Source organism: Fulvivirga kasyanovii (assembly GCF_009711405.1).
Classification (GTDB): domain Bacteria; phylum Bacteroidota; class Bacteroidia; order Cytophagales; family Cyclobacteriaceae; genus Fulvivirga; species Fulvivirga kasyanovii.
This window is the reverse complement of record NZ_SMLW01000664.1, coordinates 20,476-39,163: the sequence shown is the minus strand read 5'-3', so window position 1 is coordinate 39,163 and position 18,688 is coordinate 20,476. Positions and strand designations below refer to the sequence as shown.

Annotated in this window: 21 protein-coding genes; 8 read left to right on the top strand and 13 right to left on the bottom strand. The window is 40.9% G+C overall.

All coding sequences use genetic code 11. From position 1 onward, the window contains the following. Nucleotides 1–184: 184 nt before the first annotated feature. The 6 genes from E1163_RS26355 to E1163_RS26330 all read right to left on the bottom strand — a co-directional run bounded on the left by E1163_RS26355 (nucleotide 185) and on the right by E1163_RS26330 (nucleotide 4,941). Nucleotides 185–553 (bottom strand): T9SS type A sorting domain-containing protein, encoded by a 369-nt coding sequence (locus E1163_RS26355; RefSeq protein WP_155176056.1) that lies wholly within the window; start codon nucleotides 551–553, stop codon nucleotides 185–187. 155 nt (nucleotides 554–708) lie between these two features. Beyond that, a complete protein-coding gene (locus E1163_RS26350) occupies nucleotides 709–2,205 on the bottom strand; it encodes an NAD(P)H-hydrate dehydratase (RefSeq protein WP_155176055.1) in 1,497 nt (498 codons plus the stop codon). Nucleotides 2,206–2,207: 2 nt separating this feature from the next. Next, nucleotides 2,208–3,425: an NADH-quinone oxidoreductase subunit D gene (locus tag E1163_RS26345; protein WP_343033981.1), complete on the bottom strand. Its 1,218-nt coding sequence runs from the start codon at nucleotides 3,423–3,425 to the stop codon at nucleotides 2,208–2,210. Nucleotide 3,426: 1 nt separating this feature from the next. After that, nucleotides 3,427–3,912, bottom strand: a complete 486-nt coding sequence (locus E1163_RS26340) for an NADH-quinone oxidoreductase subunit C (RefSeq protein ID WP_155176053.1) — start codon at nucleotides 3,910–3,912, stop codon at nucleotides 3,427–3,429. 2 nt (nucleotides 3,913–3,914) lie between these two features. After that, entirely contained in the window at nucleotides 3,915–4,436 is a 522-nt protein-coding gene (locus E1163_RS26335) for an NADH-quinone oxidoreductase subunit B (RefSeq protein ID WP_155176052.1), read from the bottom strand. 13 nt (nucleotides 4,437–4,449) lie between these two features. Next, the gene (locus tag E1163_RS26330) at nucleotides 4,450–4,941 is read right to left on the bottom strand and encodes an NADH-quinone oxidoreductase subunit A (RefSeq protein WP_155176049.1); all 492 of its coding nucleotides are present in this window, start codon (nucleotides 4,939–4,941) and stop codon (nucleotides 4,450–4,452) included. A gap of 198 nt (nucleotides 4,942–5,139) precedes the next feature. Here E1163_RS26330 and E1163_RS26325 point away from each other — a divergent pair, with 198 nt between their 5' ends. The 5 genes from E1163_RS26325 (at nucleotide 5,140) to E1163_RS26305 (ending at nucleotide 10,100) form a co-directional block, all read left to right on the top strand. After that, nucleotides 5,140–5,580, top strand: a complete 441-nt coding sequence (locus E1163_RS26325) for a Dps family protein (protein WP_155176047.1) — start codon at nucleotides 5,140–5,142, stop codon at nucleotides 5,578–5,580. 151 nt (nucleotides 5,581–5,731) lie between these two features. Further along, on the top strand, nucleotides 5,732–6,034 hold the full coding sequence (locus E1163_RS26320) for an S-adenosylmethionine decarboxylase family protein (RefSeq protein WP_155176045.1): 303 nt from the start codon (nucleotides 5,732–5,734) through the stop codon (nucleotides 6,032–6,034). Then, nucleotides 6,031–7,470 carry a spermine/spermidine synthase domain-containing protein gene (locus E1163_RS26315; RefSeq protein ID WP_155176032.1) on the top strand — a complete coding sequence of 480 codons (1,440 nt, stop codon included), beginning with the start codon at nucleotides 6,031–6,033 and terminating at the stop codon, nucleotides 7,468–7,470. Before E1163_RS26320 ends, E1163_RS26315 begins: the two co-directional genes overlap by 4 nt. Before the next feature lie 117 nt (nucleotides 7,471–7,587). Then, on the top strand, nucleotides 7,588–8,583 hold the full coding sequence (locus E1163_RS26310; protein WP_155176030.1) for a hypothetical protein: 996 nt from the start codon (nucleotides 7,588–7,590) through the stop codon (nucleotides 8,581–8,583). A 2-nt stretch (nucleotides 8,584–8,585) separates the two neighbouring features. Then, a complete protein-coding gene (locus tag E1163_RS26305; RefSeq protein WP_185156220.1) occupies nucleotides 8,586–10,100 on the top strand; it encodes an NAD(P)-binding protein in 1,515 nt (504 codons plus the stop codon). Here the strand turns inward: E1163_RS26305 and E1163_RS26300 are convergent. From E1163_RS26300 to E1163_RS26275, 6 genes are all read right to left on the bottom strand, one after another. Then, entirely contained in the window at nucleotides 10,097–11,641 is a 1,545-nt protein-coding gene (locus tag E1163_RS26300; RefSeq protein ID WP_155176027.1) for a polyamine aminopropyltransferase, read from the bottom strand. The genes E1163_RS26305 and E1163_RS26300 overlap by 4 nt on opposite strands. Nucleotides 11,642–11,766: 125 nt before the next feature. Next, nucleotides 11,767–12,630, bottom strand: a complete 864-nt coding sequence (locus tag E1163_RS26295; RefSeq protein WP_155176025.1) for a DUF350 domain-containing protein — start codon at nucleotides 12,628–12,630, stop codon at nucleotides 11,767–11,769. A gap of 23 nt (nucleotides 12,631–12,653) precedes the next feature. Then, a complete protein-coding gene (locus tag E1163_RS26290) occupies nucleotides 12,654–13,379 on the bottom strand; it encodes a hypothetical protein (RefSeq protein ID WP_155176023.1) in 726 nt (241 codons plus the stop codon). Between the two features lie 37 nt (nucleotides 13,380–13,416). Further along, complete coding sequence (locus E1163_RS26285; RefSeq protein WP_155176021.1) at nucleotides 13,417–13,965, bottom strand: DUF4178 domain-containing protein; 549 nt, start codon at nucleotides 13,963–13,965, stop codon at nucleotides 13,417–13,419. 187 nt (nucleotides 13,966–14,152) lie between these two features. Continuing rightward, nucleotides 14,153–14,866: a PspA/IM30 family protein gene (locus E1163_RS26280; RefSeq protein ID WP_155176019.1), complete on the bottom strand. Its 714-nt coding sequence runs from the start codon at nucleotides 14,864–14,866 to the stop codon at nucleotides 14,153–14,155. Nucleotides 14,867–14,881: 15 nt separating this feature from the next. Continuing rightward, on the bottom strand, nucleotides 14,882–15,283 hold the full coding sequence (locus tag E1163_RS26275) for a YbjN domain-containing protein (RefSeq protein ID WP_155176017.1): 402 nt from the start codon (nucleotides 15,281–15,283) through the stop codon (nucleotides 14,882–14,884). 203 nt (nucleotides 15,284–15,486) lie between these two features. On the opposite strand from E1163_RS26275, the gene E1163_RS26270 reads away from it, so the two are divergent. Continuing rightward, nucleotides 15,487–16,281, top strand: coding sequence for an XRE family transcriptional regulator (locus tag E1163_RS26270; protein ID WP_155176015.1), 795 nt, complete (start codon nucleotides 15,487–15,489; stop codon nucleotides 16,279–16,281). 57 nt (nucleotides 16,282–16,338) lie between these two features. Here E1163_RS26270 and E1163_RS26265 read toward each other — a convergent pair whose 3' ends face one another. After that, complete coding sequence (locus tag E1163_RS26265) at nucleotides 16,339–17,118, bottom strand: hypothetical protein (protein WP_155176013.1); 780 nt, start codon at nucleotides 17,116–17,118, stop codon at nucleotides 16,339–16,341. Between the two features lie 204 nt (nucleotides 17,119–17,322). Here E1163_RS26265 and E1163_RS31470 point away from each other — a divergent pair, with 204 nt between their 5' ends. After that, nucleotides 17,323–17,454, top strand: a complete 132-nt coding sequence (locus E1163_RS31470; RefSeq protein ID WP_281353196.1) for a hypothetical protein — start codon at nucleotides 17,323–17,325, stop codon at nucleotides 17,452–17,454. 471 nt (nucleotides 17,455–17,925) lie between these two features. Beyond that, a complete protein-coding gene (locus tag E1163_RS26260) occupies nucleotides 17,926–18,687 on the top strand; it encodes a ParA family protein (RefSeq protein ID WP_343033979.1) in 762 nt (253 codons plus the stop codon). Nucleotide 18,688: the final 1 nt, after the last annotated feature.

Sequence of the window (18,688 nt, the reverse complement as noted above, 5' to 3'; positions counted from 1 at the left end):
TTTACTCCACAGGTTTTACGCTTGTTCCGAGATAACTGGGAGTTGTTGTTCTGACATATTATATAAGGTAAGCTTAGTGACCAGTATAGTAAACAGAGCGTTTGCAACAGTTACTGGTAAATATTTCGATATAAAAAAAGCCCCTCAATTACTTGAGAGGCTCAATTTCAATAACCTGTTTAAACTATCTTTTCAAAAATTTGTATGTTTCTTTAAAGTATCCCTGATCATCCCGAATAGCCAAAAGATAGTATCCGGGAGCCAAATCTTTAACTCTTAATCTATATTCATTCTTTCCTACGATTTCTACAGGTACATCAACTACATTGCCGATAATATTATGAACTGTAAAGCTAGTTTCGGCAAGAGTTGAGTTGTTGATCGTAACACTAAGATAATCAGCCGTAGGGTTTGGAAACATCCTCACTTCGTTGAGCTTTTTCTCTAAGGATGAATCTTTGAATCTATCAATTTCCCCATTCTGCGCAAACACAGATGTTCCGCTAAAAGTAAGTATAAGTGCAGATAGTACAGTTAGTATAAATATTTTCATGCGCAATCGGGTGTCAATTTTTATCAACTATTGAACAAAAACCGATCCACAAATCATTCTCCTTCACAATTTTTTTGAGCTCCTCTCGTTGCAGACCTCTTGTTAAATACGTAGAAACAATCAATATGTTGTTCATATACCAAATAAAAAGAAAATTATCTTATATTTTGGTACGCATCGGGAATAAAATCTATTAAGTCCGATGCTATCATCCCTATCTGACCTGTCACTTCGGCAGCAAGGTCACCTGCCACACCATGTAGGTATACTCCCACTTTTGCGGCATATTCCGGCAAATACCCCTGAGCCAGCAACGAAGTAATCATTCCTGTCAAAACATCACCGGTTCCTCCACTGGCCATTCCGGGATTTCCCGAACTATTAAAATAAACCTCACCAGTGGGCAGGGCTATTGAGGTATGAGCCCCCTTAAGTACTACTATAACATCGTTTTCGCTGGCAAAAGCCACGAGTTTTTCCAGCCGCTCAAAATCATCCGACCATTTGCCGGCCAGCCTTTCAAATTCCTTCGGGTGAGGTGTCAGAATAGTTTTAGACGGCAGAACTTCAAGAATTTCCCGATGCTGGGCAATAATGTTCAGCCCATCTGCGTCTATAACCAATGGCTTACCAAAAGCCTGAACCACCTGCATCAGGCTATAGACTGTTTCCTGCTCCTGACCGATCCCTGGCCCAATGCCCAAAGCATCGAACTTACTTACATCTCCATAGCTTGTAAGAAAATGGTCTCCTTCATCGGGGAGTACCATGGCTTCAGGTACGACAGACTGCATAATATTATAGCCACATCTGGGTATATTCATTGTAAGTAACCCCACTCCGGTGCGTAATGCAGCCTTGGCGCAAAGAACAGCGGCACCCATCTTACCATAGCTTCCTGCCATTACAAGTGCACGTCCATGAGTACCCTTATGGGCAAATTTTTCTCTTTTCTTTAATTCACTTTTTACGAAGCCGTCAGTTAGCATAAAATAATCAGAAGCCTCTTTTTCAATGGCCTCTTGCATCAGCCCAATATCAACAATATACCAGTCTCCTACATACCTACTATTTTCAGGCATAAAAAAAGCCAGTTTGGGTATTTGAAAGGAAACAGTAAACTCCGGTTTAACCACAATATCGGAAAAAGTATGTCGGTCAGCGAACAAACCTGAAGCGATATCTATTGAAACTATAGTGTTACCAGAGTTATTCATTGCTCTGATAACATCAGCATACAAGCCTTCAACATCACGGCTTAAGCCTGAACCAAAAATAGCATCAATAACTATGTGGCCTGTACTAAACTCCGGGACTTCACCAGGGCTGGTTATCTTATTTATATGAATCAGCCCCTCCAGGCGTTTTTCATTGATTTTAAAGTCATCAGAAGCTGAGGCAGATTTTTTGATCGCATAAAGGCTTACTTTATAATTCTTCTCATTCAGCATGCGGGCCACTGCCAAACCATCCCCCCCATTATTGCCAGTTCCACAGATCACCGTCACCTGATATTTTGGGCTAAAACGTGTGGTAAACCAACGCGTAAATGCCTTTGCCGCCCTCTCCATAAGATCGATGGAACGAATGGGCTCATTCTTTATGGTGTATGCATCTATATTACGAATTTGGCCTGCGGGCAGTATTTTCATAATTAACGATCGACTTCTCCTAGTACAATATCTATAGAACCCAACACTGCTATTAAATCGGCAATGAGGCTTCCCTTTGATAACTCGGAAATAATAGAAAGGTTTACAAAGCAGGGAGACCTGCCTTTACATCTGAATGGGATATCGCTTTTACCATCTGCCCTAAAAAAGAAACCCAGCTCACCCCTTGGAGTCTCTCCACGTATATAAAAATCCTGGGCTTTGGGGCGTATTTTCTTGGGCACAAGCTCCTGAGGATCAAAATCCCGGGTTCTTTTATGCTCCTTGGTAAGTTTTTCAAGGCACTGCTCAATAATCTTTAATGACTCGTGTATTTCCCTTACACGCACATCTGTTCTATCCCAGCAATCACCTATAGTACCTACCTTGCCCTCTCCTATGGGAATATCAAAATCTATTTCCGGATATACTGAATAGCCGTCTACTTTTCGAAGGTCGTAACGAAGGCCGGAGCCCCGTAGCACCGGGCCAGTCACACCGTAGTTAAGTGCCAGGTCTAAAGGAAGCACGCCGATATTTGCAGTCCTGTCTATGAATATCTTGTTCTCCATCACCAAGCCTTCCAACTCAGCCAATTTTGGTTTCAGGTATTTTACAAATTCAGCACACCGCTCTTCAAAACCCACCGGGAGATCGTAAAACAAACCTCCAACCCAAATGTAATTGTAAAGCATTCTGGCTCCACTGGCCCACTCCAGCATACGCTGAATATGTTCTCTATCCCTGATGAGCCAAAAGAAAGGTGTAAAAGCGCCGATATCCATGGCATAGGTACCAACCGCTACAAAATGTGAGGCTATCCTGTTAAGCTCAGCCACCAAAACACGGATATATTCCACTCTTTTGGGAAGTTTATCTGCTATTCCAAGCATTCTTTCCACACCCATTACGTAAACATGCTCGGAATTCATAGCTGCCAGGTAATCCATCCTATCCACAAAAGGGATAATCTGATTATATGGCAGCGATTCTGCGTGTTTTTCAAAGCAGCGATGAAGATAGCCTAAATGAGGTATAACATCCCTTACAATTTCTCCATCATAAACTACCTCCAGCCTTAATACACCATGGGTTGACGGGTGCTGAGGCCCAAGGTTGATGACCATTTCCTCTGACTTCAGGTCTTCCTCCCTGTATTTATTGGGTTCTGACTTGATCAGATTATCTTCCTGATATTGATATTGTATTTCGTTGGCCACGCTAATATTCTACTTTAATACCTCTGTAATACTCCTGATGCTGATAGTCCTTACGCAGTGGATACCCTTCCCAATCTGCCGGCAACAGAATCCGGCGAAGGTCAGGGTGATTTACGAATTTGATCCCGTACATATCATAGGCCTCCCGTTCGTGCCAGTCAGCAGTTTTCCAGATGTCACTTACTGTATTTACCTCCGGTTTGTTTCTGTCTAGCTTAACCCTGATCATCAATCCGATCTCATAGGGGACAGAATACATATTGTAAATAACTTCCATGGTACCTGCTTCCGGACCATTATCCAGACCAGTCAGGCATGAAAGCATATCGAAATAGGCTCGCTCATTGGTATGCAACTCCAAACATACACGATGTATATCTGTAGGGCTGACAACTATAGCTTGTGGAGATGCATTTTCATCAACTTCCCGAATGATGTCATCACCAAATTTATCTTTGAGTATGGATGTAATATCTTCTAATTCCATAATCAGGCTTCTTGTTTCTTCATTAATCTCTCAAGGGCCTTAGGCGCCATTAAAGATTCACTTCTTATTTTCTCCTGTAGTTTTAAAAATCCCCCGATAAGGGCTTCGGGTCTTGGCGGACAGCCTGGCACATAAACATCCACAGGAATAATTCTGTCAACCCCTTTTACCACATGATAACCATGTTCCCAGTATGGCCCTCCACAATTAGAGCATGAACCCATTGATATGACATACCTGGGCTCGGACATTTGCTCATACAGCCTTCTGATCCGGTCAGCCATTTTGAATGTTACCGTTCCTGCCACAATCATAACATCGGACTGCCTTGGAGAAGCTCTTGGGGCCATGCCAAGCCTGTCCATGTCATATACTGATGTACCTGTAGTCATAAATTCAATAGCACAGCAGGCGATACCAAAGGTCATGGGAAACATGGAAGATAACCTTGCCCAGTTGATAAGGTCATCAACCTTGGTGATAATCACGCCTCCACTATTAAATTTTTTATCTAGTAAGCCCATAAAGTTCTAATTGTCACAAATTCTGATTCCGGCTATATTTTCTGTTTATATTCTCGTAAAGTTCTTTAGGTACAGGCGAGTTATAGCTGGCCGCTTCCTTTTGATCGGTTTTGGGCCACTCCAAATAGCCCCGCGCCCAAGCCCAGGCAAGCCCCAAAGCGAGAACCAGAACAAATACCACCATTTCTATTAAAGCAAACCAGCCCCAAAGACCATCGGTTTGATCTACTAATTCAGCCCTCCCGAATACAGTTGCCCATGGAAATAGAAAAACAATCTCTACCTCAAACAATACAAAGAGCAATGCGATAATGTAAAACCGGATATTAAAACGTGCCCAAGCCGAACTCAGAGGTTGTTCACCGCTTTCATAGGTTTCAAGCTTTTCATCATTAGGACGGTCAGGCCTTATGATCCAGGAAGTAACCAAGCCTCCAATAATAAAAAGCAACCCGCCTATTATGAAGATCAGTACTTCACCAAATGCCGAAATATTGGTATCCATTTCTGTTTGACTAACTTTTATATCAAATATAGACCAAAACTGCTAAGAATTTAAGTTTAGGTTATAGAAGTGGCAAGAAATGTAAAAAGAATAGAAAAGGCTTATGATTGCATAATCACAATCAATTTGATTTGCTAATCATTTAATGGCACCTTTACGTTAATGAATATGAAGATTAAATAAAACAAACAATACGTAATGAAAAACGACAAAATTATTGACAAATTGAATGTTCTACTCGCTGATTACCAGATTTATTACCAAAACCTGAGAGGGTTTCACTGGAATATACAGGGTAAACATTTTTTTCAATTGCACGATAAATTTGAAGAATTATATACGGACTCTGCTCAGAAAATTGATGACATTGCCGAACGAATCCTTACCATTGAAGGAAAACCCCTCCATTCTTTTGACGACTATATTGAAGCGTCTACAATTAAAGCAAAAAAGAATATCCACGATGGTGAAGGCGCCGTTTCTTCCATCATCGATGATTTGAAGAACATCCTTGACCTGGAAAGGGAAATAAAAGAAATGGCGGTTGAAGCCAGCGATGACGGAACTGAAGACCTGATGTCTGACTTCATTGATGAGCAGGAAAAAACGCTCTGGATGATGAAAGCGTGGATGAAATAATAACATTGTAAACTTTAGCCAAAAGAGCAGCAGGTCACTCACCTGCTGCTCTTTTATTTGAAACCTCGAAAGAATTCAGCTATAGATTATCCAAAAAATATTATATTTTTGTTTTTGATTTGTTAGTTAACATACATGAAGAAGGACATTTTTGGAAGCTAAGATTGATAACTATTCCTGTTGGATCAAAGATGTAAATCCTGAAAGCCTAAAGAAGGATTTTGAGCAAATACTGACGGCCTCTGGCTTTGGCCTCCTCAATTTTATGGAGCACCACTTCAGCCCTCAGGGTTATACCTGTCTCTGGCTGTTATCAGAAAGCCATTTTGCCATTCATACCTTTCCTGAAGAAAACAAAACCTATATCGAGCTGAGCAGTTGCAATACGGATATGTATGACAAATTTCTGATTATGCTGAATGAATACAAAGAGCGTAAAAATGTAGAAGTATGACATTTCGGGCAGTTGGCATACCTGCATGCTATCTTTTTGCAGCCTTGCTGCTGGGGACCACCTTACGACAACAAATTCACCTACTGAACTATTTCTATGAATACAAACTAGCTGATTGGATACCTGTATTTATTATTTTCCTATCAGCATTCCTCTTATCCGTAAAATATATCCAGACTCAAGGCATACCGGCTCTTATAGTTGGTTTTCTGTTCCTTTCCATAGCACTTTACGGCTCAAATTTGATATTCTCGCTTTACGGATACATTGACTGGGTTAACATTTTATCATATTTCATGCTTTCTTGTCTGGCTGCTTCGTTGGCAATTTTCATAAAATCCAGAGCACTTCCTTTTTCACCAGTATTCATATCTTTGACATCAGCGCTTGGCTTTTGGATTGGCCTTACCGCTTCATTCGCCTGGCTTGCCCTACCCATTGCCGCCCTGTACCTTTTATTTGATCCTCTTTACCGGCACTGGAAAAAATCAGCTTTATGGTTGGCCCTCTCTCTCTTGATGGTATTTGTATATGTCCGGATTCCTGACGACTACAGGATGTATAAAAGTCAAAAGAAATATTATGATAAGGTCCTTTACTCAGCCCAAACCCCATATCATCAAATTGATATAACCACCTGGAAGGGAAATGAATGGTTTTACTATGATAACATCAACCAGTTCAGTTCCATAGATTATAGCCTTTACTATGAGCCCATGGTGCACCCTGCTATGAAAATAAGTCCTTTTCCAAAAAAAATATTAGTCGTTGGAGGTGAAAATGGTCTATTAATAAAAGAAATCCTTAAACACAGAACAGTTGAGCAAATTGTGCTCGCCCCCATCGATACAGCCCTTTTAAATATTTCCTCAAAGCAAAAATGGTTTACCAACCTTAACGAAAATGCTCTGCAGAGCAACAAGTTAGTAATAGAAAATGGTGAAGTATTCCGCCTGCTCGCTACGGACTCCGCGCAATATGACGTCATATTTGTAGATGTTCCTGATCCTGTAGATATTGAGCTTAGTCAGTACTACACTGTGGAGTTTTACAAACTGTGTGGTGGAGCCTTGAAAAATAATGGTCTACTTGTTACGCAGGCAGGAAGCCCCTACCTTGCAACAGTGGCTTTTTATACCATACAACATACTGTCGAAGCTGCAGGCTTCAGTGCTTTGCCTCTGCATAACCAGGTACTCACCATTGGTGAATGGGGGTGGATAATTGGGGCGAAAGGGATTTCTCATCACGAATTAAACAAAAAAGCCGGTCAATGTACCTTTGAAGATATAGATACCCGGTGGTTAAACCATGAGGGTATGCAGATGATCATGTCATTTGGCAAACCTCCGGTTCGTATGGACTCGTTTGAGATTAATACTTTGAAAAAGCCCGTCATCCATGAGTATTACAAGTCGGGCACATGGACTTTTTAGCCTATGGGGAAAATCTGGATTTTCAATAAATCAGTAGATATTTGGCTGCTGAGTCTGCCGGTTTGGCTTACATGGCTAATCTGTTTCCTCCTGCCGGAGAGTATTCTTCAACAAAATATGCCACTATGGTTCTGGGTGCTAATAATTCTTGGCATTGACGTTACGCATGTTTGGAGTACTCTTTTCAGGACTTACCTGGACAAAGAGGAATTTCAAACTCATAAAAAACTACTGATAAGCGCTCCTTTGGCAGGGCTGCTCATTTTCTTTGCACTAGCATTCTTTTCCACTGCACTATTCTGGACAATATTAGCCTACCTTGCAGTTTACCACTTCCTTAAACAGCAATATGGTTTTATGCAGATCTACCGGGCTAAATATGGCTTCATTAATTTAAAAAAACGAATATCCGACAAAACCGCTATTTACATAGGTATGCTCTACCCGGTATTTTACTGGCACCTTAACCACGACAGACACTTTAACTGGTTTATAGATGGAGACTTCTTAAATGTTCGTGAGTTTCTAAATAATATTCCATTGTGGAGTGACTCTGTTTTATCCATAATTAACCAAACAGGTACACTCTTATACTTTGGAATATTGGCATACTGGCTATATGAAGAAATCAGTATTCACCAAAAGCATAATCTCCGCTTTCCATGGGGTAAAGTGCTTTGGGTTATGACCACGGCAGGCAACTGGTATCTGGGTATTATTTACTTCAACTCTGACCTGGCATTTTCACTAACCAATGTGGTTGCACACGGGGTACCTTACATGGCGCTCATCTTCTTTTATGTTGAGGGCAAAAAACAGCTTAAATCTAAAGTTACCTGCTATAGAGTAGTTATAAACATTTGCCTGATGATATCGGTAATATTTGTTCTGGCCATTGGAGAAGAATATTTATGGGACATGTTCCTTTTTCGCGAGAATGAGTCTTTTTTCTCACAACTATTTTCCTATCCATTTCCCGCCATCCAAACTTCGCTGATGCAGGCACTGGCGCTGGCCATGCTTTCAGTCCCACAGGTCACTCATTATATCCTTGATGGCTTCATATGGAAAGCCAGGACAAATCCTTACGTCAAAACTGTAATTTTGCAGTAACTATGAATCGAAGAGCGTTTGTAAAAGCCACATCCCTGCTTACTTTGCCCATTCTACTCAAGTCATGTAACTGGCTGGCAACTGACAAAAGCTATGATATCCAGGTAGACTCTGATGCAGCAACGGGTCACCTTTTGTTGAAAAGCCGAAATTTTCCTATTCAAAGAATATCCCCTGTAGAAACATTGATTGTGGGTGGGGGCATTGCAGGCATGGCCGCAGCCTGCAAATTAAAAGACCATGATTTTTTGCTTTGTGAGCTATCTAATGGACTTGGAGGAAGTTCCTCTGCAAGCTCGTACAACCAAAGTATGTTTTCACAAGGGGCTCATTATGAGTACTCGTACCCACAAAATTATGGCGCCGAAGTCCTCGCCCTACTGAAAGAGTTAAATATCATAGAGCTTTTGCCATGGAGTGAAAGCTGGAGCTTCAAAGACCAGCAATATCATATTAAACACAGGCGTAAAAACCAATGCTACAGCAATGGCTCATTCAGGAGCGAAGTAATACCAAGCCTGGAACAAAAAAAACAACTGATCGACCTTACGCAGCCCTATGCAGGAAAAATGCTCCTCCCAAGCCGATTGGTAAACACTGACTCTCATTATCTCAACAATATATCTTTCCTTGACTTCATTAAAGAAAAAATGCCGGTGGACGAAGAGTTCATCCGAGGTATAAATTACCACATGAAAGATGACTATGGTGCAGGCTCACAACAAATCTCAGCTTTGGCAGGCATTCACTACTTTGCATGCAGACCATACTATAGTGAAATAGTTGAGCTTTTCTCTCCACCTCAGGGCAACTACTATTTTATAGATAAAATGAAGGACTTTGTCGGAGGAGAACGGCTGTTAACACATCACCTCGTAAGCTCCATCAGTAAGTCAGGGAGCGGTTTCGAAGTACACATTGTAGATGTAGACCAGCAGTTGACTAAAGTACTACAGGTTAAAAACATCATATATGCCGGCCAAAAACATGCCCTAAAGTATATCTACCCAGATGCTGCTCCACTTTTTAAAAAGAATGTTTACGCTCCATGGATGGTAGTGAACATTGTTGTTGACGAAAGTATCCTGCCTTCTGTAGGTTATTGGCAAAACGAAATGCTAACTGATGACGAATCATTTATGGGCTTCGTGGATTCAAAGGCTCAGCAAACTCCATTAAACAGGCAACGCGTATTGAGTGCATATTATTGCCTTCCGCCTGCATCACGGTCAGATTTAGTCAATGTCATAAACAACAAACAAAAGATTGCAGAGGTTACAATAGCCCGGATCAGTGAATATTTTGGAACACCCATTGATAAGCATGTACGGAAGGTATTCATTAAAGCTATGGGGCACGCTATGCCAATACCTGCTCCAGGCTACCTGTTCAACGATAAAAATGATAATCGACCTGACAAAAACATGGTGTTTGCGGGTGTCGACAATGGAAGGCTACCACTTCTGTTTGAGGCGCTTGACTCCGGAATAATAGCAGCCCATTTGATAAAAGGCTAATAAAGATCCCACTTTCCATCCAGATAGTATTTATAAAGCACCGGGTTGTGTACTTTGTTTACCTCCACGGGCTGCTGATCATCCGGGAATATGTCTTTACCGAATGAGGTAATCAGTGTCATGGCATCATGATTGATCCATTGGGTTTCAATATCCTCAAATTGCAACGCCTGTAGTGCTTTTTTAATTTCCGCTTTACTACCGGACTTACTACCCATTACCCACCCCCACTCTCCGAGGGTTAATACCTGGTTGTGCAATGGTACCGTGGTAAACCCCGCAGCCTGCATGGTGGTGTCAATGCAGTTAAACGCCCTAGCAGCATAGTACGGACTGCCTGCCTGAGTTATGATCAACCCATTAGGCCTAAGCTTCGAAAAAGCAAGCCGGTAAAACTCATAAGAGTAAAGCCTGCCCAGTTCCACTGTCTTAGGATCGGGAAGATCCACAATAATTATGTCAAAGTATTGTCGGCTCCCCTCCAAATAATTAAATCCGTCCGTATTAATAATCTCAACTTTCTCATGATTCAGAGCATTTTTATTCATCCGCAGCAGCAGTTCATGCGTTTGCCCGAGGTTAGTCATGGCAGGATCAAGATCAACAAGGGAAACCTTTTCAACTTGCTTATACTTTAATATCTCACGGACGGCCCCTCCGTCCCCTCCCCCCATTACCAAAACATGCTGCGGATTTTGCGAGAGTTTCATTACCGGATGTACGAGTGGTTCATGGTACATCACTTCGTCTATGCTGCTTAGCTGCTGGTTGCCATTAATAAATAACCAGAAATCATCTCTGGTTTTTGTAATTACAATTTTCTGGTATTTACTCTGCTTCTGATATACGATTTTGTCCTGATACCTCGATTCCTCACCATATTCTATTATCGGCTTTGCAAATACAAAACCTGAAACCAGTAAAATCAAAACGGCCAGGCTCATACCTGAAAGCCTGACTTTTAACTGGGGTTCGAGGCTGTTTCTCAGCATCAGGAAGAGGCCGCAGGCTACTATGAAATTGATACTCCCCAGCACAAAAGGGGTATAAGTGAGTCCTAAATGTGGCAATCCTATGAAGGCAAAGAAAATACCTCCGAGCAAGCTCCCATAGTAGTCTTTCTCCATTACGGAGGACACATTGATCCGTAGATCCTCAAATTCATCGTTTAGCCTGATTACCAGTGGTATCTCCATCCCGATCAACAAGCCTATGATCACGCTCATGGCGTAGATCACAAAACCGACGTAGCCATAAAAAGCTGATGTTGTATAAGTTATTACCGAAACAAATGCTGCGAGTATGGAAAGTATAAACTCAATGTAAATGAAATTTTGAAGAAGATTGCTATTCACAAACCATTTGCTCAACCTGCTTCCCAGCCCCATGGAAAACAGCATAATAGAGACGATCATGGTCCATTGAAAAACAGAATCGCCCAGAAAGTATGTGGCCAGGGTCGAAAGCACATATTCGGCTACTATACCAGACAGACCGGTAGCAAAAAGGGCTAGTTTAAGAAGGTTCGACCTTAATTTCATTTACACATAAAGTTTTCCAAGGTCATCAGGATACAGGGTGACGGTTATCTTTTAAACGGCAAAAATAAAAAAGCGCAATACATTATTAAAACATATCGCGCTATCGACAATAATTGTTGTTGCTTTTATAACGACCAGGTAATCAAAACCGAGCCACCAATATAGGCAAATGCCTCAACTAAAGCCGCTCCGCAATTTGGATGTTCCTGATTTATAATTTCGTCAGTCAGATTTTGACCGGGCAGCAATATCTTATCTGTAAGTAACCTGGCGAGTGGCAAAAACAGCAAGCCAATACCAACATCAATACCGACATCTTCCAGTGTAATAATCCAGCTCTCAAAATCGTGCATCAGTGCATACCTGATAAGGTTGGCTATCGCAATAAGTGCACCTGCAAAACCAATTCCTACGGCAACATTGTCTTTTTCAATATGCTCATGAATATTGTACGGTGTAATGGCATTATAAACCAATGCTGTTATAAAAAGTAACACCTGGCCCAGAGCCCAATAGATCAGGGCAGTAATAATAGGGCCTCCTTCGCCATGCCCTTCGCCATGAATGGCTCCAAGGATTATTAAACCGGTAGCCACTGCCATTGCTCCTTCTACAACACCGGTTCCACTGTTCCTGTCTTCCAGTATTTCTTTCTTTACACTAAAGTGCCTAAGTATAACTTTATCATTGATGAGGATAGAAAGGTTAAGCAGTATGATCGAAAGTGCTCCATAGATCCCTATATCTATCAAGTCATTGACCAGACCTTCACTTTCTCCCATCAGGGCACTTCCGATAGCAAGAAGTAAACCGATAAAATACCCCACATAGGCAAGTGAAAAAGCAAAGTTATCATTGACCACCAGTTCATGCGCAACCTTTACTTTCGGGTGGAACAACTGATAAATGATTTTGCCGATAAAGAATAAAAGGAAAGCAGCAACCAGATACACCAGGGTTGCCAGCAGGCCATCAAGAATGGATATCATAGACTTTTTATATTTATACGAACTTATTTACCGAAACCTCCGCCCCTTGACCTGCTGCTTGATCCCCCGTAGCGAGACCCTGACCTTGAAGTACGGCTATTTACTCTTTGTTTGAAACTTGATGTGTTGCGGCTCCAGGCAGAACGTGGACGAGTGCTTCTTGTATAGGCACTGTTTGTTCCATAGTATCGCCTTCCAGAAACGGTCGGGCCGTAGTAAGATCTACCACTGCCATAATAGGAGCCTCTGTAATCGTCATAATAGGACCTCCTCACTGGATAAGCAGCCAGATTGAACATATGGCTCATAAAGGCGTATTGGCCATAAAACTGCCAAAAACTACTACCTCCACTGGTATGCCAGCTCCCATACCTCTCATTACCAATGTAATTATTATAACCAGGAGGGTTTACACTCTTACGAAGTTTACCATCTTCACCTCTTGAGGCGATTTCCATACCCATGTCATCCGCATGTCGTGTGAAGTAATCTTTACTCACCTGCTCCCAGCCAGTAATATACTCCTCGGGTTTGCCTGCTTCTTTTTCCTGTATAATCTTGTATTGATGGTAATAGTCATGAAAGAAGGTGCCTTTTACGTCCATATCATGTAATATCACTGAAAACACGCGACCGGAAGGCATGTCTCGGATGATATCATCCACGGGAGGTTTAGAAAAATCCTCTCCCCCACAGCCAGGCAATATTAAAATCAAAAACAAATAGAGAATGTTATAGCCTTTAACCATAGAATAAAAATTTAGCAGCTAATATAATGACTTTTCATTAATTGCCCGGAATGATATTGGATATTTCAAATTCGTTTATAACCTTTCCCACTACAGCATCAAATTCGCGCTCTCCCCATTGGGTAATGGATAAAATATTCTCTTCCTCATCATCATAGTACTCCCAGGAGATCAGCTCCTCCCAATCATCCTTACCCGCGCTTACATCATTAAAATATCCTGCGCAGTCGGTATGCAGATGATATTTTATCCCCTCATAGGTAAGCTTCTTTGGAGGATGCTCCATTTCAATGGTCTTATCAATAATGTCTTCATCCAGCTTTCTGATCTTTATGGGCTTAGTAACGGTAAGGTTCAATTCCCCATCATCCTCTACGTGCAGATAAACTACCTCATCTCCTGAATCCAGTTTATATTCATTTGAAAAGTTGTGGTTTCCCCAATCATAGCGATACACCTCCGTTACCTCCCATGATTTGAGGTTATAATCAAGTATAAAGCCCTTGCTCAAATTCCTGACACTCAAATTGGTGACGTCATATGATGGCTCCGGGTCCTTCTTTTTAAAAAAATCAAATAATCCCATTGGTGTATTTTTTCCGGTTTTGTGTGAAATACCTGATGAGAACGGCTATACTCTCATCTGTGTCTTGCAAAAGCCCTTAATATAAGGGCCATCATGAAATGGTAATAAACCTGATGGCTTTAAAAGCAAAAAGTATATTACTAATCGTATTAAACCAGGTTTATTTACTAAAAAGGGATAAGAAAGATTACTCTTTCTTATCCATACCCAGTTTTGCTTTCAAAGCTTCGAGCTCACTTGAAGCTTTTACACTTCCGCTTCCCTCAAGAGCTTTGTCAATTTCATCATCCAACGTTTTGCTCTCATTGGCTATCTCGCCGTATGACTCAGCCAAAGCCTCGTCTTCAGCCACTTTATCCTTCATTCGCTCAAGCATAGACATAGTACTGGATGAGTCAATCTGTGCCATTTGTTTATTGAGCTTCTTTGTAGCTGAACTTACCTTTACCCTGGCCTTAAGCGTTTTTAGCTCATTCTCATATTTACTGATAGTCGACCTGATCTTTTTTACATTCTGATCAAGTTGTGCAACGTTAGTCTCAAAGTGTGCCTGCTCTCCTTTCGCCCTTTCCACATCTTTAAGAGCCTCCTCTTTTTTATTCAAAGCCTCAGTTGCCAGACGATCAGCCTCGGCTGGATCAAGATCTCCATTTTGTGCACGTTTGAGCAAAAGCACGGCTTTCTCTTCATAGTCCCGGGCCTTGGCTTCACTGGCCTTCACTTCATTTCTTGATCTGATACCCATAGCTTTAACTTCAGCAAGGGCCTGTAAACTTTTATCCAGATCCGACTTCAAGTCCCGGATACCTTGCTCTGTTAATTTGATAGGGTCTTCTAATTTATCAACTGCAGCATTTGCTTCTGCTTCCCCGATCTTGAATAGTCTTTTAAATATTCCCATAGTTTTATCGATATATTAATGTGTGCCTGAAAATTTGATTAATTCTTTTGAATACTCTCCCAGAAGCAATGCCAGTGAATTAACTGTTGCTTCCAATTCATTTAGGTCCAGATTTTCCAGTTCGTGTGTATTTCTAAACAGTACTCTTGTACCAGTTTCATCCAACACAAAAGCCCCATGCACAATATCCCGGCTTTTCTGCATTAGCTTTTTATACACATCCGGATCTGCGCCTTCTTTAACTTCAAAAACAAACTGCTCTACGATCAAAAGTGGATCAGCAACCACCAGAACCAGATTGTTAATTCCGGTTTCATCATTCTCAACCATAAAAACACCATCTTCTTCGCTTTCGTAAGTGATGTTATAGTCTAATTCGAGTAAGTAGTCTTTGACCTTGAGGAAATTGTTGTCCATAATCGGAAATAGTTTTGGTTCATGTTTAAAAAAGTTATCAAATTTAAAATTTACTATTGTTTTCCTCCTATTTTGACCTAACTAATTTAACCTGAATGCAACTTCTGCCAACAGTAAATTTTATATTTTAGTAATTTAATTTATGTTTACGCCAAACATATGCCAAAGGTTTTAGAATTGCAAAAAAAATTAGCAGGTACATTATGTCATTTATCGGAAAGAACATTAAAAAGATCAGAACAGCCAAAAGGCTGAGTCAGGCAGCATTTGCAGATATATTTGACATTACACGCGGAAGTATAGGTGCATATGAGGAAGGAAGAGCTGAGCCCAAAATAGACACAATCATTCAAATAGCTAATCATTTTGGCATCTCAATAGACCTTTTGCTCAACAAAGAACTCTCGGTCAATGAGCTATACAGCTTTGATATACTGACACGCAAACTCAATGAGGCTCATGAGTTTATACCAAAACAAGAGTCCGCTTACAGAAAAGGTGGTATAGGGCTGGTAAGAACCAGTCAATATATAGAATATATCGTCAACCACACTAACAGAGACTTTCTGTCACGATTACCTTATATTGAACTTCCCGTAAATTTTAAAGGAACGACACGAGCTTTTGAACTCAATGGCAGTGAAATGGAGTACCACCAAAATGGCCTGCATCATAATGATATTCTGCTTTGTCTCCTATATAATAATGAGAGCAAACCACCGACCCCCGGAAATGTATATGTAATTGTTCATCAGGACGGAATATTTACAAAACGACTAAATTCACTGGATAACGGGTTACTCAATTTTGTGAGTGACGATCCCAATTACGCTCCCATAGAGTTAACATTAAAAGAAATTAAAGAACTCTGGCTCGTCAAAGGTGTATACAGCACATACTTAAATCCACCGAAATTCATTGATGAAAAGGTAATGCTGCTGGAGAAAAGGCTGGAAGATATAGACAACAGAATAAAGAAAATTGAAAAGAAAAAATAAACCGGATGTATCACCCGGTTTTAATTAAAACTTATACCCCACTATGGGCATTAACTTTTAACAATTGGTATTTGAACGCAGGTTCCAATGCCATCCATCCCCACTCGTCTGGGTTATAGAGTAGTAATGTTTCTTGATTTGACGACAGCCCCAGAAGTTTTTACCGCTAAACATATAATATGAGTACACATAGCCGGCCAGTAAGTCAGCATCAAAAAGAGTCGATCCATCTATCTGGCCTCTCAGATGCACCTGACCTCCCTGAAACGGATACACATAAACCCTTGAGCGAGAACAGTTGGCCCATCCCCAGTCAGTACCAGGGCCGTACCGGTTAAGCAGGCACGCTTTATAACCATTCCAGAAGCTACTGACATTACAATAATTATCACGAAACCACACGTCATTTAAACCTGCCTCCCTGGTATTGGAAGCTGATTTATCTTCAATATGATTTCCCTCTATGATTTGCTGGTTTTGATACCTTGCTTCAACTTCAGATTCAAATTCAAAACGTTCGTCAATTTGGCTCAGTATTTCAGGAACTTCTCTCTCCGGAGCCAGTTTTTTGTGAATCTCAGAAAAAGTCAGTCCTTCAAAATCCGCTGTCAGAACAGGCTGTTCTCCTGGCAGATACCTCTCCAGTACGCCGACGTTACCATCTCTTTCAATAAAAGTTAGCACCTTACCATCCATAGATATTTCAGAAACGACCCGTTGCCCCTCCTGGTTCAATCTATTAACGTCCGTAACCCTTTGATCCGGATTATGCTCCTCTTTATTGCAACCAAATGCAAATAATACCATAATTAACACATAATAATTTAAATTCTTCATAACAATTATTGGTTAGGTAAAACATTATTGAGGACAAATTTCACAAATCAGCACCCTAGCAACAAGGGCATAAATACCCTTTCGACCGGGGTAAAACACGGCGTAAAATTAGGGGATAATACGGGTGAGGTATAAGCTTTAAATAACGGAAGAGTACAGACATTCAAGCACTTATGGCTTCCTTCAAATCAACTGATTTTCCGCATGCCTAAACATATTAAAACCCTGTCCCTGATGCACGACTCTGATGGAGGCGCTATGATAGATAAAGCCATACAACTCAACGTATTATTGCCAAATAAGCCTTTTAAAAAGGCTTCAAAGGTTGACAATTAGGTGGACAATTGCCCCTGCAGCGTGCTTATCTAACATTTTTCCAGTTATGTTGCAAAAAATTTGCTAACCATCTCATACGGTCAAATGCATTAATTGAACACTCTGAAAGGTCAGAATAAATACTTTTAAGTCGTACTTGAGAATGGTCAACAGAGGTTGACAAGGGGATGCAAATTTAAAACAGGCGCAAGGTCATTAAGTCGACCAATCTGTAGAGTTTCAGAGCTTGTGTAGCATATAGCGGGGAGACGGCCCGCCAGCAATATCAGTAGGTAATTTCATTAACTAAACATTGTTCAAGGTATGTACCCCATAGCAAACCAAAAACATTATCACCCTTTAAGTTTGTCTAGGCTTCTAATACTGACTATAGCTCTTTAGTTGGGAGACGGCCATAGTCAGGTTATACCCGATAGTTAGTTTCAATCCCACACTTAATAAAATAAACCCATACATAAGTTTTCAACATCTGTGAAAAAAATCATTTCCATTGTAAATCAAAAAGGCGGTACAGGGAAAACCACAACTACATTGAGTTTAGGTGGAGCGCTCGCTTACTACGGTAAAAAGGTGCTTCTGATTGACATGGACCCACAGGCGAGTTTGTCGTTTTGTTTAGGTATAAATGAACTTGACTGTGGGACCGAAAACTTGTTTTATCATGAAGCCCGACTGGATGATGCAATTGTAGAAACAGAAGGGCTTCATGTAATACCTACATCTATCAGACTGGCAGATGCTGAAATTGACATGCTTAAAATGAATAACAGGGAACGAATCCTGAAAAATCATTTGGAAGAGAGTAATTATGATTTTGTGCTAATAGACTGCCCACCTTCTTTATCCACTTTAACGGTAAATGCACTTGTAGCTGCAGACCTGGTACTGATCCCGGTTTTACCGGAAATTCTGAGCGTACGAGGAGTTGAACTGATATTAAATACCATCGAAGAAATAAGAAAAGAGTTGAATACGAACCTGAAGGTTGCCGGTATACTGCCGGTAATGGTGGACAGAAGAAAAAAACTCGATAAGATCATTATTGACAAAATCAAAACGGAATATGATATAAAAATCTTTCAATCCTGCATCCACACCAGTGTACAGTTGGCTGAGGCCCCTATGCATTCAAAGAGTATCATAACCCAAAAACCTAACTCCAAAAGTACGGCAGATTACTTAAACCTAGCCAAAGAGTTAATGGCACTAGACTATAAATCAGCAAAGAATTAAA

What these genes read in the sequence shown, in the direction of transcription:
- E1163_RS26340 (WP_155176053.1), bottom strand. Translation starts at nt 3,912, where the DNA reads ATGGAATTAGAAGATATTACATCCATACTCAAAGATAAATTTGGTGAT.
- E1163_RS26315 (WP_155176032.1), top strand. Translation starts at nt 6,031, where the DNA reads ATGACATTTCGGGCAGTTGGCATACCTGCATGCTATCTTTTTGCAGCC.
- E1163_RS26265 (WP_155176013.1), bottom strand. Translation starts at nt 17,118, where the DNA reads ATGAAGAATTTAAATTATTATGTGTTAATTATGGTATTATTTGCATTT.
- E1163_RS26350 (WP_155176055.1), bottom strand. Translation starts at nt 2,205, where the DNA reads ATGAAAATACTGCCCGCAGGCCAAATTCGTAATATAGATGCATACACC.
- E1163_RS26270 (WP_155176015.1), top strand. Translation starts at nt 15,487, where the DNA reads ATGTCATTTATCGGAAAGAACATTAAAAAGATCAGAACAGCCAAAAGG.
- E1163_RS31470 (WP_281353196.1), top strand. Translation starts at nt 17,323, where the DNA reads ATGCCTAAACATATTAAAACCCTGTCCCTGATGCACGACTCTGATGGA.
- E1163_RS26330 (WP_155176049.1), bottom strand. Translation starts at nt 4,941, where the DNA reads ATGGATACCAATATTTCGGCATTTGGTGAAGTACTGATCTTCATAATA.
- E1163_RS26280 (WP_155176019.1), bottom strand. Translation starts at nt 14,866, where the DNA reads ATGGGAATATTTAAAAGACTATTCAAGATCGGGGAAGCAGAAGCAAAT.
- E1163_RS26355 (WP_155176056.1), bottom strand. Translation starts at nt 553, where the DNA reads ATGAAAATATTTATACTAACTGTACTATCTGCACTTATACTTACTTTT.
- E1163_RS26290 (WP_155176023.1), bottom strand. Translation starts at nt 13,379, where the DNA reads ATGGTTAAAGGCTATAACATTCTCTATTTGTTTTTGATTTTAATATTG.
- E1163_RS26295 (WP_155176025.1), bottom strand. Translation starts at nt 12,630, where the DNA reads ATGATATCCATTCTTGATGGCCTGCTGGCAACCCTGGTGTATCTGGTT.
- E1163_RS26275 (WP_155176017.1), bottom strand. Translation starts at nt 15,283, where the DNA reads ATGGACAACAATTTCCTCAAGGTCAAAGACTACTTACTCGAATTAGAC.
- E1163_RS26325 (WP_155176047.1), top strand. Translation starts at nt 5,140, where the DNA reads ATGAAAAACGACAAAATTATTGACAAATTGAATGTTCTACTCGCTGAT.
- E1163_RS26335 (WP_155176052.1), bottom strand. Translation starts at nt 4,436, where the DNA reads ATGGGCTTACTAGATAAAAAATTTAATAGTGGAGGCGTGATTATCACC.
- E1163_RS26300 (WP_155176027.1), bottom strand. Translation starts at nt 11,641, where the DNA reads ATGAAATTAAGGTCGAACCTTCTTAAACTAGCCCTTTTTGCTACCGGT.
- E1163_RS26305 (WP_185156220.1), top strand. Translation starts at nt 8,586, where the DNA reads ATGAATCGAAGAGCGTTTGTAAAAGCCACATCCCTGCTTACTTTGCCC.
- E1163_RS26285 (WP_155176021.1), bottom strand. Translation starts at nt 13,965, where the DNA reads ATGGGATTATTTGATTTTTTTAAAAAGAAGGACCCGGAGCCATCATAT.
- E1163_RS26310 (WP_155176030.1), top strand. Translation starts at nt 7,588, where the DNA reads ATGCCACTATGGTTCTGGGTGCTAATAATTCTTGGCATTGACGTTACG.